Source organism: Pectobacterium punjabense, assembly GCF_012427845.1.
GTDB lineage: Bacteria > Pseudomonadota > Gammaproteobacteria > Enterobacterales > Enterobacteriaceae > Pectobacterium > Pectobacterium punjabense.
The window spans coordinates 3,633,228-3,650,322 of the sequence record NZ_CP038498.1; the positions used below are offsets into that span (position 1 = coordinate 3,633,228).

Annotated in this window: 15 protein-coding genes; 14 read left to right on the plus strand and 1 reads right to left on the minus strand. The window is 45.1% G+C overall.

Annotation, left to right across the window (positions count from 1 at the left end):
- The first annotated feature begins 627 nt into the window (after nt 1-627).
- Genes proV through proX form a run of 3 tightly spaced genes read left to right on the plus strand, consistent with a single transcriptional unit; the run spans nt 628 to nt 4,138 of the window.
- Nucleotides 628-1,830, plus strand: coding sequence for a glycine betaine/L-proline ABC transporter ATP-binding protein ProV (gene proV / locus E2566_RS16535; RefSeq protein ID WP_107171013.1), 1,203 nt, complete (start codon nt 628-630; stop codon nt 1,828-1,830).
- A complete protein-coding gene (proW, locus tag E2566_RS16540; RefSeq protein ID WP_107171014.1) occupies nt 1,823-3,106 on the plus strand; it encodes a glycine betaine/L-proline ABC transporter permease ProW in 1,284 nt (427 codons plus the stop codon). Before proV ends, proW begins: the two co-directional genes overlap by 8 nt.
- A 27-nt stretch (nt 3,107-3,133) precedes the next feature.
- The gene (gene proX / locus E2566_RS16545; protein WP_107171015.1) at nt 3,134-4,138 is read left to right on the plus strand and encodes a glycine betaine/L-proline ABC transporter substrate-binding protein ProX; all 1,005 of its coding nucleotides are present in this window, start codon (nt 3,134-3,136) and stop codon (nt 4,136-4,138) included.
- A gap of 59 nt (nt 4,139-4,197) precedes the next feature.
- Here proX and E2566_RS16550 read toward each other — a convergent pair whose 3' ends face one another.
- Nucleotides 4,198-5,358 (minus strand): lactonase family protein, encoded by a 1,161-nt coding sequence (locus E2566_RS16550; RefSeq protein ID WP_107171016.1) that lies wholly within the window; start codon nt 5,356-5,358, stop codon nt 4,198-4,200.
- Nucleotides 5,359-5,658: 300 nt separating this feature from the next.
- On the opposite strand from E2566_RS16550, the gene E2566_RS16555 reads away from it, so the two are divergent.
- From E2566_RS16555 to emrA, 11 genes are all read left to right on the plus strand, one after another.
- Nucleotides 5,659-6,264 carry a GTP cyclohydrolase II gene (locus E2566_RS16555; protein ID WP_240618667.1) on the plus strand — a complete coding sequence of 202 codons (606 nt, stop codon included), beginning with the start codon at nt 5,659-5,661 and terminating at the stop codon, nt 6,262-6,264.
- A gap of 12 nt (nt 6,265-6,276) precedes the next feature.
- Entirely contained in the window at nt 6,277-7,947 is a 1,671-nt protein-coding gene (locus tag E2566_RS16560) for a WD40 repeat domain-containing protein (protein ID WP_107171018.1), read from the plus strand.
- Between the two features lie 7 nt (nt 7,948-7,954).
- Nucleotides 7,955-8,989 (plus strand): formylglycine-generating enzyme family protein, encoded by a 1,035-nt coding sequence (locus E2566_RS16565; RefSeq protein WP_240618666.1) that lies wholly within the window; start codon nt 7,955-7,957, stop codon nt 8,987-8,989.
- Nucleotides 8,990-9,002: 13 nt separating this feature from the next.
- On the plus strand, nt 9,003-10,844 hold the full coding sequence (locus E2566_RS16570) for a WD40 repeat domain-containing protein (RefSeq protein WP_107171019.1): 1,842 nt from the start codon (nt 9,003-9,005) through the stop codon (nt 10,842-10,844).
- Nucleotides 10,845-11,023: 179 nt separating this feature from the next.
- On the plus strand, nt 11,024-12,259 hold the full coding sequence (locus E2566_RS16575; RefSeq protein WP_107171020.1) for an MFS transporter: 1,236 nt from the start codon (nt 11,024-11,026) through the stop codon (nt 12,257-12,259).
- Complete coding sequence (locus tag E2566_RS16580; RefSeq protein ID WP_107171021.1) at nt 12,252-12,851, plus strand: NADPH-dependent FMN reductase; 600 nt, start codon at nt 12,252-12,254, stop codon at nt 12,849-12,851. The genes E2566_RS16575 and E2566_RS16580 overlap by 8 nt, the downstream gene beginning before the upstream one ends.
- A gap of 4 nt (nt 12,852-12,855) precedes the next feature.
- On the plus strand, nt 12,856-13,473 hold the full coding sequence (locus E2566_RS16585) for a class I SAM-dependent methyltransferase (protein ID WP_165800683.1): 618 nt from the start codon (nt 12,856-12,858) through the stop codon (nt 13,471-13,473).
- A 415-nt stretch (nt 13,474-13,888) separates the two neighbouring features.
- A complete protein-coding gene (locus tag E2566_RS16590; RefSeq protein ID WP_107171023.1) occupies nt 13,889-14,620 on the plus strand; it encodes an AzlC family ABC transporter permease in 732 nt (243 codons plus the stop codon).
- Nucleotides 14,617-14,946: an L-valine transporter subunit YgaH gene (ygaH, locus tag E2566_RS16595; RefSeq protein WP_107171024.1), complete on the plus strand. Its 330-nt coding sequence runs from the start codon at nt 14,617-14,619 to the stop codon at nt 14,944-14,946. Before E2566_RS16590 ends, ygaH begins: the two co-directional genes overlap by 4 nt.
- Before the next feature lie 189 nt (nt 14,947-15,135).
- Nucleotides 15,136-15,651: a transcriptional repressor MprA gene (gene mprA / locus E2566_RS16600; RefSeq protein ID WP_107171025.1), complete on the plus strand. Its 516-nt coding sequence runs from the start codon at nt 15,136-15,138 to the stop codon at nt 15,649-15,651.
- A gap of 266 nt (nt 15,652-15,917) precedes the next feature.
- Complete coding sequence (emrA, locus tag E2566_RS16605) at nt 15,918-17,093, plus strand: multidrug efflux MFS transporter periplasmic adaptor subunit EmrA (RefSeq protein ID WP_107171026.1); 1,176 nt, start codon at nt 15,918-15,920, stop codon at nt 17,091-17,093.
- Nucleotides 17,094-17,095: the final 2 nt, after the last annotated feature.

Genomic DNA, 17,095 nt, shown 5'->3' on the forward strand with positions numbered 1-17,095 from the left:
AGCAGATAACCAAAATACCTTTCTTGTGACAATGTCCTTATTTCTCTTTCTGGTTTTGCTTCGCAATTTTTAAAAACACTCAAAATCCCCACTTACCGATGGTTGTTACTCCCTAAATATGACAGATATATTATTCAGAACACTCTCATTTATTGGTGGGAATTAACGCAATCATTTTACCCGCAATATCTTTGCTATACTGTATAAAATACCGACAGATATCATAAGTAAAAAATGTACCTACGTCGGTCTATTTGAGTGTCTATAACCCAAAAAATGTGATTTATTTATCATATTATTCGATTAGTGAAATTCACTATAAATCGCGGCTTATCCATCATCAGAAAAGGTTATATCAGCCGTTAATTCAGCACGTAAAAACCAACAGCTAACACACTGTTATAAAAAGAATTACACCGTAAAACGAAAATCATAAAGATCACATAAATCATGAAGATAAGACAACAATAATAACGTTGACGATATCGACTATATTGGCTAAAAGAGAAACATCCATGGGGCAATAAAGGGTTGTCTCAGAATCTGAGTATGGTAGGGTAGATTATGTTTAATCATTATCAGGGCTAGGTTATAGAATTATAAACGACACAGGAAAACAATAATTTCATGGCAATTAAACTTGAAGTAAAGAATCTTTATAAGATATTTGGCGAGCACCCAGACAGAGCATTTAAACTGATTGATAAAGGCCTGAGCAAAGATCAGGTATTTGAAAAAACAGGGCTTACTGTCGGGGTAAAAGATGCCAGTCTGGCCATTGAAGAAGGCGAGATATTTGTCATCATGGGATTATCCGGCTCCGGTAAATCCACCATGGTACGCCTTCTCAATCGTCTGATCGAACCCACTCGGGGTCAGGTACTGATCGACGGTGAAGATATCTCCAGAATATCTGATACCGCGCTGCGCGACGTGCGCCGCAAAAAGATCAGTATGGTGTTTCAATCCTTTGCGCTGATGCCGCATCTGAATATTCTTAACAATACCGCGTTTGGTATGGAACTGGCTGGCGTACCGAAAGCAGAGCGTGAGCAAAAAGCGCTGGATGCCTTGCAACAGGTCGGGCTTGAAGCCTACGCGGCGTCTTACCCTGATGAGCTGTCTGGCGGGATGCGGCAGCGTGTCGGTCTGGCGCGTGCGTTAGCGAATGACCCCGATATCCTGTTGATGGATGAGGCATTCTCCGCGCTCGATCCGCTGATCCGTACTGAAATGCAGGATGAATTAGTCAAACTCCAGTCCCGTCATCAACGCACTATCGTCTTTATCTCGCACGATCTGGATGAAGCAATGCGCATCGGTGACCGGATTGCCATCATGCATGGCGGTGAAGTGATTCAGGTCGGTACGCCCGATGAGATCCTGAATAATCCAGCCAATGACTATGTGCGCACCTTTTTCCGCGGTGTCGATATCAGCCACGTGTTTAGCGCCAAAGATATCGCCCGTCGTCGCCCAGTCACCTTAATCCGTAAAACTCCCGGCGTGGGACCGCGTTCCGCGCTGAAAATCCTTCAGGACGAAGACCGTGATTACGGCTACGTACTGGAAGGGGGAAAACGCTTCATTGGCGTCGTGTCTATTGATTCACTGAAGCAGGCGCTGAAAGAACAGCAGCCGCTGGAACAGGCGTTACTGCCTGAACCTGCTCCCGTGCCCGCAGATATGTCACTCAACGAGCTGATTTCTCAGGTCGCACAGGCTCCCTGTGCCGTCCCTGTCGTCGGCGAAAACCATGAGTACATTGGCATCATTTCCAAAGGAATGTTGCTACAGGCACTGGATAAGGAAGGAGTGACCAATGAGTAAATCAACCTCAAATCCGTGGGATACCACCGCGGCACAACATCAGCCTGCCGAGCAAAACGCAACGTCTGAGCAGGGTAATAACACCGCGCAAAACGATCCGTGGGCAACCAGCTCGCAGAACGCGCCAGCCGATCACGGTGCTGATAGTGCTACGTCAGCACAGCACGGTTCGACGCCTGACAGCACATCGCAAAGCGATCCCTGGTCTACCGGCGCACCTGCTCAAGATGCACCGACTAACGGCAGCGACGCCTGGAGCAGCGCTCCAGCTCCCGATGGTTCAACCGATGCCGCTCATCAGGCTGCACAATCCGGCAGTGACTGGTTAAACAGCGCGGCTCCTGCGACACCCGAGCATTTCAACCTGCTCGATCCGTTTAAGGACACGCTGATCCCGCTGGACAGTTGGGTCACCCACGGCATCGACTGGGTTGTGCTGCACTTCAGACCGATCTTCCAGGGCATTCGCGTGCCGGTCGATTTTATTCTGGGCGGCTTCCAGCAATTTCTACTGGGGATGCCTGCGCCGATTGCCATTCTGGTGTTTTCACTGATTGCCTGGCAGATGTCCAGCCTCGGCATGGGCGTGGCAACCCTACTATCTCTGATTGCGATTGGCGCGATTGGTGCCTGGTCGCAGGCCATGATCACGCTGGCATTGGTACTGACCGCGCTGTTCTTCTGCGTACTCATCGGGCTCCCCATGGGGATCTGGCTGGCACGTAGCGAACGAGCCGCGAAGTTTATCCGGCCACTGCTCGATGCCATGCAAACCACGCCAGCGTTCGTTTATCTGGTGCCTATCGTCATGCTGTTCGGTATCGGTAACGTGCCGGGTGTCGTGGTGACCATCATCTTTGCCCTGCCGCCGATTATTCGCTTAACGATTTTGGGTATTCGCCAGGTGCCAGCAGACTTGATTGAAGCCGCAGAGTCATTCGGTGCCAGCCCGCGCCAGATGCTGTTTAAGGTTCAACTGCCGCTGGCCATGCCAACCATCATGGCCGGTGTTAACCAGACGCTGATGCTGGCGCTGTCGATGGTGGTTATCGCCTCGATGATCGCTGTCGGAGGTCTGGGTCAGATGGTACTGCGCGGTATCGGCCGTCTGGATATGGGTCTTGCTGCCGTCGGCGGCGTCGGGATTGTTATTCTGGCCATTATTCTTGACCGTCTTACCCAGTCTCTGGGGCGCGATCGCCGCAGCAAGGGCAACAAAAACTGGTACGCCAGCGGCCCAATTGGCCTGCTGACCCGTCCTTTCATCAAGCAGTAACGCACGATAAAAACAGAGGGAATCATGATGCGTAACACCAAACTTTGGGCCGCCGCCCTGACTACCGCACTGTTGAGTACACACGTTTACGCCGCCGACACCCCCCAACCCGGTAAAGGTATCTCCGTTATTCCAGTGCAAAGCACCATCTCCGAGGAAACGTTCCAGACGCTGTTGGTCAGCCGCGCGTTGGAAAAGCTCGGCTATGACGTGCAACCTCCGCGTGAAGTGGACTACAACGTCGCTTACACCTCGATCGCCTCTGGCGATGCGACGTTTATTGCAGTGAACTGGGACCCGCTGCACGCCGATCAATATAAAGCCGCCGGTGGAGACGAAAAATTTTACCGTCAGGGTGAATATGTCTCCGGTGCTGCACAGGGTTATCTGATCGATAAGAAAACAGCTGAGAAATACAAAATTACCAATATTGCGCAGCTAAAAGATCCGAAAATCGCCAAGCTGTTTGATACCAATGGTGACGGCAAAGCCGATCTGACGGGCTGTACGCCGGGCTGGGGATGTGAAGCCGCTATCAATCATCATCTTCCCGCCTATGGCTTAACCAACACGGTAGAGCATAATCAGGGTAACTATGCGGCGATGATTGCCGATACCATCACCCGTTATAAAGAAGGCAAGCCGATTCTTTACTACACCTGGACGCCGTATTGGGTGAGTGATGTGTTGGTGCCGGGACGTGACGTGGTGTGGTTGCAGGTGCCTTTTTCTTCTCAACCGGGTGAAATGAAGGATGTCAGCACCAAGCTGCCAAACGGTGCCGACTATGGCTTCCCGGTTAATACCATGAAGATTGCCGCGAACAAAGCATGGGCCGAGAAAAACCCCGCAGCCGCGAAGCTATTCGCCATCATGAAGCTGCCGATCGCCGATGTGAATGCGCAGAATCTGCGTATGCATGAAGGTCAGGGTTCACAGAAAGATATCGAACGTCATGTTGATGGCTGGATTAAAGCTCACCAACAGCTGTTTGACGGCTGGGTGAAAACCGCTGCCGATGCCGCGAAATAATCACCAGTAGACGAGCGCCCCTTTCACAAAAAGGGGCGTTTTTTATTGATGAGCGGCAATTACGGCAGTTTAACGATTTCGACCCAATTCGCGCCTTTTCCAGTCGGATAGCGCCCTACTCGCACTAAATCCCCGTTATCCTGATTGATACGATACACTGACAGCGACGTCGATTTTTCACCGCTGGCAATAAGGAATTGCCCGCTTGGATCGATCTGAATACCGCGCGGCTGCGTTTCCGTCGGGTAGCGTGTAATGTATTTCAACTGACCCGTTTTCGGCTCAACCCGCAACAGCGTAATCGTGCTTTTGGTACGTTCCGATATGTACAGAAATTTTCCATTTGGCGTCAAACGCAAATCGGCGCTCCATATCTGCGGCCGACCATCGGCGTTATTTTTATCCGGCGCACTCGTTCCCGCTCTCATCCCAGCCTCAGCAGGAATGGTGTCGGTGTAATCCAACAGCGTAAGCTGCCCTGTCTTTTCATCCAGCGCCAAACGCGCGACTTTACCGGACAATTCGCTGCTCACGTAAAGCGTTTTATTATCGGGCGATAACACCAGATGACGTGGCCCATTTCCTTCGGGCAGTTTAATTTCTGCTGGCTCATTCGGCGTCAACGTTCCCGTTTTCGCATCAAACCGGAACTGCACAATTTGATCGCTGCCTAGATTGCTGGCAAAGACGAACCTATTTTTGCGATCGGCAATAATGCTGTGCGCTTTCTCCCCCGTTGACACCACCGTGACCGCACTCGCGTTCACCTTGCCCTCGTTATCGATACCATTAACCGCGATTTTATTGCCGCCGTAAGACGCACTGAACAACCATTTCCCCGTGAGATCCGTCGAAATGTAAGCCATGCTGTCCGGTAATTCTGCTTTGCCTAACGGGCTCAGCACACCACTCTTGGCGTTGATGTTATAGCTGACCGCCGAGTAAGGAATACCGCGCGTAGCAGCATAGAGGTGCGATTTATCTGGGCTAACGGCCAGCGGCATCACTTTCGCACCAGCGGCTGATTTCCCGATGGCGGTCAATTCGCCGCTTTGCATATTGAGCGTGTAGGCATCGATTGCGCCGTCACCAGCAGCAGAGACATAAACCGCCGTCACCGCCTGCGCGCTCATTGACCACAGCGCCGCTGCTGGCAGAAGTGCACATCCCATTAGCACCGCAATACTTTTTTTCTTAAACACCTGATAATGCTTAAACATACTGTCCCCTGTCGAAAGTGGTATGACGCTGGCGATAAGCTAAATCAATCTCATTAAAAACAAAACAAACTAATCGCGGGATGCAGGAAACGATCTCGCTGTTATAGGCAGTTGTGATTCTTCAATGAAGTAAGTGAACGCGTTGAAATAGGATGGCACCGCCTATTTAGTTCAAAAAACAACCTATTCATGTGATGAAATTAAATACCTTTTATATAAAAATAAATCATGCTTAATTATTGACAACATAATTAATCGTTAGTATAAATGCAACCTGGACGCAACAAATCATTAACAAGGATGTTTAATGTGAATAATCTGTCGATCAGGAACCGCGCGCTAATTCCATTAAAAGGAATCAACAGTAATGTTGAATTTATTACTTTTCATGGTCTATCAGATGGAAAAGAACACATTGCCCTAAAATTCTCCCACTGTGATGGAAATTCAGATCCTTTAGTCAGAATTCATTCTGAGTGTATGACCGGGGATGTATTCCATTCTCTTCGATGTGACTGCGGTGAACAATTGACAGAAGCTCTCTCTTTGATGGATAAAAAGGGAGGGATTTTGCTTTATCTAAGACAAGAAGGCCGTGGTATTGGCTTATACAACAAAATAGACTCTTATCAATTACAACGTTCAGGTATGGATACTTACCAAGCGAATATAGAGCTTGGCTTTCCTCAGGATGTCCGCGACTTTTCAATTGCCGCTCAAATGTTATATGCCTTGGATGTTAAATCAATAAAACTGTTAAGTAATAATCCAGAAAAAAAGATTCAGCTTGAGCTTCATGGAATTTCGGTTTCTCAACTCATCAATACTGGTACTTTTTTAAATGAGTTCAACAAAGATTATTTAACTACAAAAAAGTATAAAACAAACCATATTCTTAACGTATAAAGGCATATATACATGTACAAACATACTGCACCAATCAGTGGGATTGCTACTGCCCAAAATAAATGGGTATTGACAGCAGGATATGATAACCGGGTTATTTTGTGGGATGCCAATACAAAATCCCCGATTAGTCGTGTATTTCATGATCATTTAGTTAACCAGTGTACTTTCAGTCCACGTGGAAATTTTATAGCCACTGTTAGTAGCGATTATAGTTGCAGAATATGGTCTTTTCCTGAAATGGGTTTAACAGGGATCATCAATTCACATAAAGATGATGTAGAGTCTGCCGCATTTCACCCTGAAGAAAATTTAATTGCTACTTGCTCTAGGGATAAAACAATTCTTATTTCCGATTTCCAAGGAAATACCAAACATCATCTTAAAGGCCATAAGGCTGATGTTATTTCTGTAGAGTGGAGTGCAAATAATAATCTGATAAGTTCTAGCGATGATGGAACGATCAGGGTATGGAACACTCAGACAGGAGAGGAAGTTGAGTGCATTGACCTCGATGAGGTCGAGACTGACACTATCGTTATTGCATCTTGCGGAACTATTTATGCTGGCAATGATAACGGCGAAATTATTACTATTTCCCAAGGTAAAATAAAAACCACGCCAGCACATGAAGCGGGGATAAAACGCCTGATATATGATAACAATAGAGAAGTTATTGTTAGCCTGAGTTACGACCGAAAAATGAAACTATGGCGTCGGTATGATGATGGGCTTGAGAATTATCACACAACAGATTTGCCTTCTATCGTTTGGCCACGTTCCTGTGCATTTTTGGATGAAGACAACCTTGTTTTCGCATCATTTGGTGATAGCTATGCTCAATACAATATTTCCGAAAAAAAATGGCAACTGGCACATATCAAGCCGACTCATGGACTGAATGCGGTTCAGTTATTAAACGGGAAGTTATGGAGCGTGGGCGATGCAGGAACTGTTTTCTGTGAAGAGAACAAAGTTGCGGAGATGGGCAGTTTATGCAATTTCCTATGTGAGTTTAAAGGAACACTGCTAACGGGTGGTCAGATGGGAACTTTATTTGATGCAAGAACAGGGGAAGTGGTTTATCAGCACCATTCTCCACTTAATTGTGCATATAGTTCTAGCGGAGATAATTCGTTATGCGTGGTCGGATCTTACACAGGAGAAGGTATTATTCTCCGTGAAGTGAATAATCGTATCCAAGTCACTGATATCGTCAGCCTCCATCATAATGCAATTAAGGGTGTTGCCTTGTCAGACTCACTCATATTTTCTGTCTGTGCAGATTCGGCAGCGGCGTTTCACAAAATATCAGATTTAAGCTGCCATAAATACATTCCCAAAGCGCATGACAAGATAGCTAATGGCTGCGATGGAACGGATTCGGGAACGTTTGTCAGTATAAGCAGAGACCTAAAATTACGTATTTGGAACGATGAGAAAGCAACGATAATTGAGACGCCAAGCCAGAATTCAATCAAGTGTGTAGCACTGAGCAAAAATAATAAATACATAGCCATCGGTAATTATACCGGTTGGGTAGGTATTTATGATTTAACAACAGAAAGATGGTCTTATTGGCATCGACGCTCTTTTTCCGGCATTTCAAGCATTAAATCCACTGCGGATAATTTTATTTTTTCAACATATGAAGGCATATGTGAATATGTAATATCGGAATAATTACGTGATGAGCCAGTTACCGAAAAACCTAACTCTAACGGGAATAGTGACAGAACACGCGGAATTTTTAGATAAGAAAATCAACGCTCTTAATTCCCGAGAAGCAATGGGGTTGCCTTCGCATATCTGTATGAGCGAACTGGATAACCTTGGTTCAGATTATCAATCACTTGCACCAGCAGACAGCTCTTTTCTGGTTGCCATTACTGCGGATAAAAATCGTACCTTTAGAGAAAGGTACGTAGCAGGAAATTTGTTAGCTCTGAAAGGTGATCCACGGATCAGTGTTTATGAGCCAGAAATGATAACGCTGCCTGCAGCAGATGTAGAAATTGGATTGCCTGAAAACATGGTAAAGAGCGTGACAGAACTTTTCAGTCAATATGGTGTGGAAGAGGACTGGATAAGAAAAGAATGCCCCGTACATACCGTTAGACTAGAGCATTTTGCATTAGGAAAATTTTGCGTCACTAACTGGGAATATCATTGCTTTCTTATCGATACTGGCTATGACGAACTACCCGATCGCTGGCCGTTCGGGATATATCCTCACCAGCGTGCAAACTATCCTGTCTTCACCGTTTCGTTTGAAGCAGCAACAGCTTATACAGAATGGTTGAGCCGCAAAACAGGTCGATGTTTTCATTTACCCTCTGAAGCACAATGGGAATATGCAGCTTCAGGTACAGATGGTCGGGAATATCCATGGGGAAACGAGTTCCATGCTGGCTGTTGTAACTCTGTTGAAAGCGGCATTATTGATGCAACACCTGTCGGCATATTTCCTCATGGTACAGGACCATTTGGGCATTTGGACATGGCTGGCAACGTTGAGGAATATACCGCAGGCGGTTACAAACCTTACGGCGGTTATTCAGAAATTAAAGATGATCTCTGGATTACGCAGGGAAGTGATTATCCGGTCTCACGCGGCGGAAGTTTCACCCGATTTCGTGATCTTTGCAGAACACGTAGGCGTCACGGCAGATACGACTCGGAGCTTTACGCAATGGGTTTCCGACTGGCTGAAAAAATAGCATAACAAGGAATGTAAAATGAATATTCAAAACAGACTGTTACGTATTTTTTACTCAGATAATGAAATTATCTGCTCTGATGTTAAGGGACGCTTGCATAAATTCGATGTTGAACTTAACTTGATCTGCTCGTCACCGGCGTTAGGTTTTAATAAACCAATCAATGCTGTTGTATTACATAGTGATTATATTTTTACCAAAGATCGTTTTGGAACTGTCGGAAAATGGGATCGTAGTACCCTAGAACCAATCGATTTTTATCAGGCAGAAAATTTATGCGACAGAGAGAAATTATTTGAAGATGAGGAACCATCCCCATCGCCAAATAGAGCTATCGCTATTTTAAATGATCGTCTTTATACTAACAATGGATATGGTCAAATCGCTGTAATCGACATCCATGATTTTAGTTTGCTAGATATTAGAGAATCACCTTCCTCATCATTTTTCGATGCCATATGTATTGAAAATTCAAGTATACATGCACTTTCTGATGTAGAAGGAAATGTTTATATAGGTAACATTGAAGAAAACAGTTTTCTGATAAAAAGAAAACTCGACAACAATGTTATTCATGGTGTTATCTATGATAAGAAACATGACCGTTTTTGCACCACACAAGATGGTGGATTAGGTGATGATGAATGTGTACATACGGGTATAATATCAATAGATAAAGATGGAGAAAACATCAAGGAATTCAAAATATCTCATGAAGATAACGAATTCATCTGTTTTTCTCATAATTATGAGAAAATATTTATTGGTGGCTTTAACGGTAAAATATCTGTTTTCGATAACAGCGAGAAAGACTTTAAACTTGAAAAAGTATTTGGTCCTTTAGAATTTCAAATAATACATGCATCTGTAGACGAAAAAAATAATATCTATGCATTGCTTCAAACTGGAGATATATTTAAATTAGATTCGAATGGGAAAATCGTCAACCGTACCCATTTTTCTAATAAATGCATCTGGATACTTGAGCCTCATCCAAATGATGAACACTGCCTTTATGCAGGAACCGACGCCGGAGTAGCTATATTCTCGTGGGAAAATGGAAAGTTTGATAGTATTCAAATTCGTCAAAGAATGCATCATCGACACGGTTTTGGCATAGTAAAAGATATTAAGCCGCTAAACGATGGTTCTTATATAGGTATAAGCCGGAAAGGAGATTTTTTCCGTTGTACTCAGGAAGGACACATCATGTGGGTTAAAAAAGTGCATGGTGTTCCTAGAGGCTTGGCTGTCAACTGTCAACAATCTCGATGCATGCTTTCTTCAGATGCCAATGTTGTGTATGAATTTGATGTTAAAACTGGAGACTTATTAGATACTATTAATATTAGCGGCCCTTCTTACGCCTGCGCCTATACAAAAGAAGGTCTGCGAATCTTTACATGTGACTTTCATCAACAGATTATATTTATGCCTGGTGATTCACAAAAAATACTGGGTTCCATTAAATTAGAATCTCGCCTGAAAAGGTTAATTACAGATAAACATGGACATCTCTTCGTCACAGGACCAGGCGGAGTCTTTGAAATTGACACCGCGAATATGACAGTAAAATCGGAAGCTGGAGAGTTCCTTGTTAGCACTAAAGAAACCTGTGTTTATTGTAATGATTATATCTTTGCAGGTGGTTATGGTTATCAGGTTGGTGTTTATCAATATAGCGATGGTGATATTGTCGATCTTGAAGAAAACCTACCTGATTATACTAAAGCTTTTGCAGCCTTTCCCGGTGATAATGAGGAAGTTATATTATTTGTCGGTGGTAGAGGCGGCTTTATAAATACTTATCGAGTTCGCTCTGGAAAATTACATAAAATTAGAGAAACGTATGTTTCCTAATTCACGTCGAGGCCTCGACCTTGACACCCACTGCCAACCTTGTTGGTTCACTTAAATCAGGAGAATATACGATGACTAAGCCTAAGCGCCGCATTGTTCAGTCTAAAGGCTAATTCTTTAGAAACGGTTTATTGACTTTATAGCCGAGGTGGCGAAAGCCACCTCTCAAGGAGACTGTCGTGAATTCAATATTTCACAATTCAAGATTTACGGCATGGGCTATTGGATTAGCTTTTGATCGACTAGGTAATGCAATGTATATGGTGGCTTTGCCTCTTATGGTCTACCATATGACATCGTCCCTTAAGAATATGGCGATCGTAACTGTTTGTCAGTTTTTACCACGAATTTTCCCAGGGATTTATGTCGGAAGCATGGTTGATATATCCAATAAAAAAAATATTTTTTTTATTTCCCTGCTTCTACAATGTTTTATCGGAATTATCATTGCAACTCTTTACAGCATGCAGTTATTGCCATTTATTTTACTATGCATCCTTGGCGCGATTACAAGCGTCTGCTTTGAAATATCGCGTACAACTGAAATGACACTTGTTCCGGTTATATTCGCCAAAGAACGGGTGAAAGCCACCACAGCCTTGGCATCAATCCATACCGCAATGTTCATGGTTGGTCCCTTACTTGGTGCCCTATTACTTAAGTATTTTAGTTATACATCATTGCTACTGCTTAATGCACTCACGTATCTTGCCCCTATAGTCGCTAATTATTGGACGAAAATTCCTTCCCTTCAGTCTGTCCAACACCGGACAAAAGGGCTAAGAGAAAAGCTTGCACTGACTAATCATTCACTCAAAGAATCTCTCGCTACGGTGCGTAGTAGCAAAGCTTTGAAATTGCTTATGATGTTTATCACCTGCATCACACTAGCAACTGGTGGACTGGAGTTATTAATCATCTTTTACATTAAAAACAGGCTCCACGTAAGCGATCAATTCGCCAGCTTGATGTATGCAATAGGGGCTGTCGGAATGTTTCTGGGATCGATCCTTGTTCCTCTATTTAGGAAAATAAAAAGAAAAATTTTCCTTTTTATAACATTGTTAATGATTGCAGGCGGGATCTCACTTTTTCAGATTGGTTCCATACCAGCTCTGATATCAGGTCAATTACTCATATTTATGGGAATATTCGCCTGTAGTGTCACACAGGATCTGATAATTCAAGAAAGTGCACCTCCCACAATGCTGGGAAGAATCAGCGGTATTTTACGTATTATTAATAGTACGATGATATCCCTATCTACGTTTTTTCTTACCTCCCTTACAGCATTTCTAAGTTTTAAATACATAGCCTTGATAGTGATACTCCTGGTTCTGTTAGCACTCATTTTAAGCCAAAATCCGCATTTTTCTTCCACACATTATGAGCACAGTGAGCACCAAAATGAATAACTATGTCATTATCAGCGGAAGTACCCAACAAAAAAGCCAATCATCTCGGCTGTCAAAGGTGATAAAATCACTGATCGATACCATTGATATTGATTCGCACATCGCACTGATTGATTTGGCAGAAATCAAGCATCAGGAATGGAATAAAGAGTTCTGGAGCGACGAGATTCCTTGCCCTGAATGGAAAAAAACATCCTCTATTCTGGCGAAAAGTGATGCTATTATTTTCGTTGTACCAGAGTGGCACGGAATGATTCCACCAGCATTAATGAATCTATTAATTCTATCTGAACGTAACGAGCTTTCACATAAACCAGCCTTAATTGTCAGCGTTTCTGCCGGTAATGGAGGTGCATATACGGTTGCACAACTTAAAGGCTTTTATTCCAAGAATAATAGACTTTGCTTTATCCCCGACCATGTCATCATCCGTAATATTCGAGATAAAGAATTTGATGGTGATAAGAATAGCGCAGAAGACTATGAACGCTTAACGTATTCTCTCAGTGTACTTAAGGCTTACATCCCCGGACTGGCTCATGTACGTCAGTGCGGTGTGCTAGATTATGATACCTGGCCTTATGGGATGTGATCGTATGCTAAATTCTAAAGACTATAATATGGTGATAGAGCAGGCATTCCAGCAGCATTATACCGAACAATCCGATGTCTGGACTACTGACATTGGCATGCGTATTCTGCCGTTATTGATACAAGGAAAACTTCGCTTATCAGGACACAGTAGAGTATTGGATATCGGTTGTGGTAGCGGACTTGATACCCTTATTTATAGTGAACTGAGTAGTCAGGTGACCGGAATAGATATCTATGATCATCCTGAATGGCGGTCGATACAAGAACAATTTGATAATATCACTTTTTATCGCGCCAACTTTCTTCAGCATCCTATAGATGAATATGATCTTGTCATTGACAATGGCTGCTTTCATCATCAAGCAAATGAAAATTTGTTGACCTATCTATTAAAAGTAAAGGAAATACTGTCAGATAATGGTCACTTTATTCTTTCGACATTTTACGATCCAGCGACACTGACGTATGTAGATAATTATGAAAGAATACACCATTATTTTAGCGATCAAGATATTGAGCAGAAACTAAATAGTGCAGGATTTAACATTATGGACACAGTTTATATCTATCGAAAAAGATATAAGAATTACTATAGAATTTCATTTTGCAAGAAGATATAGCAATAACTAGGATGTTATCCTAATAGACAATCACGTAGCGATATTATAGTCGTAACGCTGATACAGCTCGTCCTAAATTATCGATGAACAGCATCACCCAATCAGGTTGGTAATTTTCACTGGCTCAGACTCGGCAATATCCCTTTCTCAAAAACAACCTGATGGCGCCCAGCTTAAACGTACTCAGAAAAGACAGGCTTCCTGTCTTTTCTGAGCGCATAGCAATATGACGCTTCTCTTTTAGTACCGCAAAGCAACACTCAGCTACCGTTTGCGACGCGCTCATTTGAGACCGTCGCAAACGAAAAAATTTCGCGCGAAATCATCACATCCGTTCCGCAATAGCGTGAAATTCTGGTAACGCTTTGCTAGTGTTACCGGTTAATTTCCTTTAAGTGCAAAAATTATCAGGCCAGTGAATACATTAACCACCGCGATATCGAAAAAACCGGCGTCTTTTAGCGAAGGCGTATTTGATAGTCTGCCAATTGTTATCGGCTACATGCCTGTAGCATTCGCGTTTGGCATGAATGCTGTCAAATTAGGGTTTACCCCGTTGGAAGGCATTTTCCTTTCGTGCATCATTTACGCTGGCGCCAGCCAGTTCGTCATCACCGCGTTGCTCAGCGCAGGTATGTCCATCTGGGTAGCCGCGTTGACCGTCATGGCGATGGATGTTCGCCATGTGCTATATGGGCCCGCACTACGGCATCGCATTACACAGCGACTGCCGACCCGGAAAACCGCACTGTGGGCTTTCGGCTTGACGGATGAAGTGTTTGCGGCTGCAGCCACTCGATTGGCGAAAGATAACCGACGTTGGTCAGAAGAGTGGATGATGGGCGTATCGCTTTTAGCCTGGCTCTCTTGGGTACTCGGCACGGTGATAGGTGCCGTGTTCGGTAACGGCCCATTGGATAACTACCCTGCCGTCGAAGCGGCGCTATCCTTCATGCTTCCCGCACTTTTCCTGAGTTTTTTGCTCGCCTCCTTCAAACGGAAACAGAGTCTGGTTGTAGCCTGCGCGCTAGGAGGCGCACTGCTTGGGCTGCTGCTCTCCTCCATCCCGGCCGCAATACTGCTCGGTATCCTCAGCGGCTGTCTGGCGTCGCTGGTTAATACCGCTACACCGCAGGTGAACACATGAGTACAGAAGTCATTCTTATCGGGCTGATTGTGGGGTTAGTGAACTATCTCTTTCGTTATTTACCTCTGAGACTCAGCGCCTCACGCGCTTCCGGTTCGCTGCAACGCGGCAAAAAGGCTTTGTTGCTTGATAGCATCGGCATTGCTTCGATCTGTGCGCTGCTGATCGTTTCCAGCGTGCCGGATATTCTCGCGCATCACGAAAAGCTACTGCCAACATTGACGGGTTTTATTACGCTGACAGCCTGTTTTTATAAAACCCGTAGTATCGTTTTATCGACGCTACTGGGGGCGCTGTGCTACGGCATTGCTTTTAAACTGCTCTGAACACGCAGCGAAAATTATCAAATAAGATTTTGATTTAAATAAAGTAAGCGGCAAATAATCCTTACCCTCGACTATTCTCCGCTTACTTTCTGTCACATAAATAAGCACAATTTCCCACCCGAATGCCGTTTACCCATTTAGTAACATTAGTTACTATGCATACCGTGATTAATGAGGTTTATATAAAAAATGGACAGTTCATTCACTCCTATAGAACAAATGCTCGATCTGCGTGCTTCACGCAAACCCGGTTTCCCACGTCAGGAAGTTTTATTACTGCGTCTATTCATGCATGTTCAAGGGAAAATCCTGGAACACAGAAACAGAATGCTGAAAGATCAAGGTATTAATGAAACCCTTTTTATGGCATTGCTGACGCTGGAATCCCAAGAATCTTACAGTATTCAGCCGTCCGAACTCAGTGCTGCGCTGGGGTCGTCACGCACGAATGCGACACGCATCGCTGACGATCTGGAAAAAAGGGGCTGGATAGAGCGACGCGAAAGCAATAGCGACAGGCGCTGCCTGCACCTCCATCTAACAGAAGAAGGCAAAGCCTTTCTTGGCCAACTGATTCCGCCACAGCATGACAGTCTCCATGTGCTTTGTTCAGCACTTGAATCCGGCGAGCAAAAGCAGCTTGAAACGCTGATGAGAAAGCTTCTGGTTCGGCTGGATGAAATGGACGATTTCGGCAACGTATAGCAGAAAAACAACAACAAAAATCATAACCAGCACCTTTTTTTTTCACCCGGAACGACCCGATGCCTAGGTATCGGGCAGGTGAATTTTGCTGCAAAAAATACACATGATCTTTCCGCAGCAGCAGCGTGCGACTTAGCGCAACAGCAATCTCACGCTCCGGTGGAGCCTCCCTCGGGCTGCGCAGCAATATGAATTCGTGACTATCGCCAGACGACGCTGTCTGGCGCAATGGCCGATACAAAGAAAATAAGAAGAGAGAGAACAGCATGAGTGAAAGTGTGGAAAATCAGGTGCCGCAGACGCCTCAAAGAAACAAGAAACAGCAGCGCAAGCGTGTGTTATCGCTGCTGACATTTATTTTCGTCGTGCTGGGCTGTGCCTGGCTGGTTTACTGGTTCCTGGTGCTCAGGCATCACCAAAGCACTGACGACGCCTACGTCGCAGGCAACCAGATTCAGATCATGGCGCAGGTTACGGGTAGCGTCACTCATGTGAACGTCGACAACACGGATTTTGTGAAGCAGGGACAGGTGTTAGTGGAGCTAGACCCCACCGATGCACAGCAAGCATTCGAGCGCGCAAAAACCGCATTGGCTAATAGCGTACGCCAAACGCATCAGCTAATTATCAACAGCAAACAATATCAGGCCAACATTGAACTGCGTCAGACTGAACTGAACAAGGCACAAAGCGACTTAAGCCGCCGTGAAGCACTGGGCAGCGCAAATGCTATCGGGCGTGAAGAAGTACAGCATGCTCGCGATGCCGTCGCAACCGCCAAAGCCGCGCTGGAAGTTGCCAGGCAACAATATCAAGCGAATCAGGCAATGATTCTGGATACGCCGCTTGAGAAGCAACCCGCTATACAGCAAGCTTCTGTAGAAATGCGCGATGCCTGGCTGGCGCTACAGCGCACCAAAATCGTCAGCCCGATTGACGGCTACATCTCACGCCGCAGCGTGCAGATTGGTGCCCGGATTTCCTCGACCTCAGCATTGATGGCTGTGGTGCCCGCCAATCATCTGTGGATCGATGCTAACTTCAAAGAGACACAGTTAGCCAACATGCGCATCGGCCAACCCGCTACCGTGATCGCGGATATCTACGGTGACGATGTCGTGTATCAGGGAAAAGTGGTCGGCCTCGATATGGGGACCGGTAGCGCGTTTTCTCTGCTGCCAGCCCAGAACGCGACCGGAAACTGGATTAAAGTCGTCCAGCGCCTACCTGTGCGTATTGAGATCGATCCGAAGCAGGTCGCCGAGCATCCGTTACGTATCGGCCTGTCTGCTTTAGTGAATGTCGATACCGCCAATACCGAAGGCAGCGCGTTAGCAGAAACGTCACGCACCACACCAGCCTACCAAAGTGATGCGCTGACGTTGGATCTCACCCCCGTTAACCAAGACATTAGCGCCATTATTCAGGCGAATGCCGGTTAATC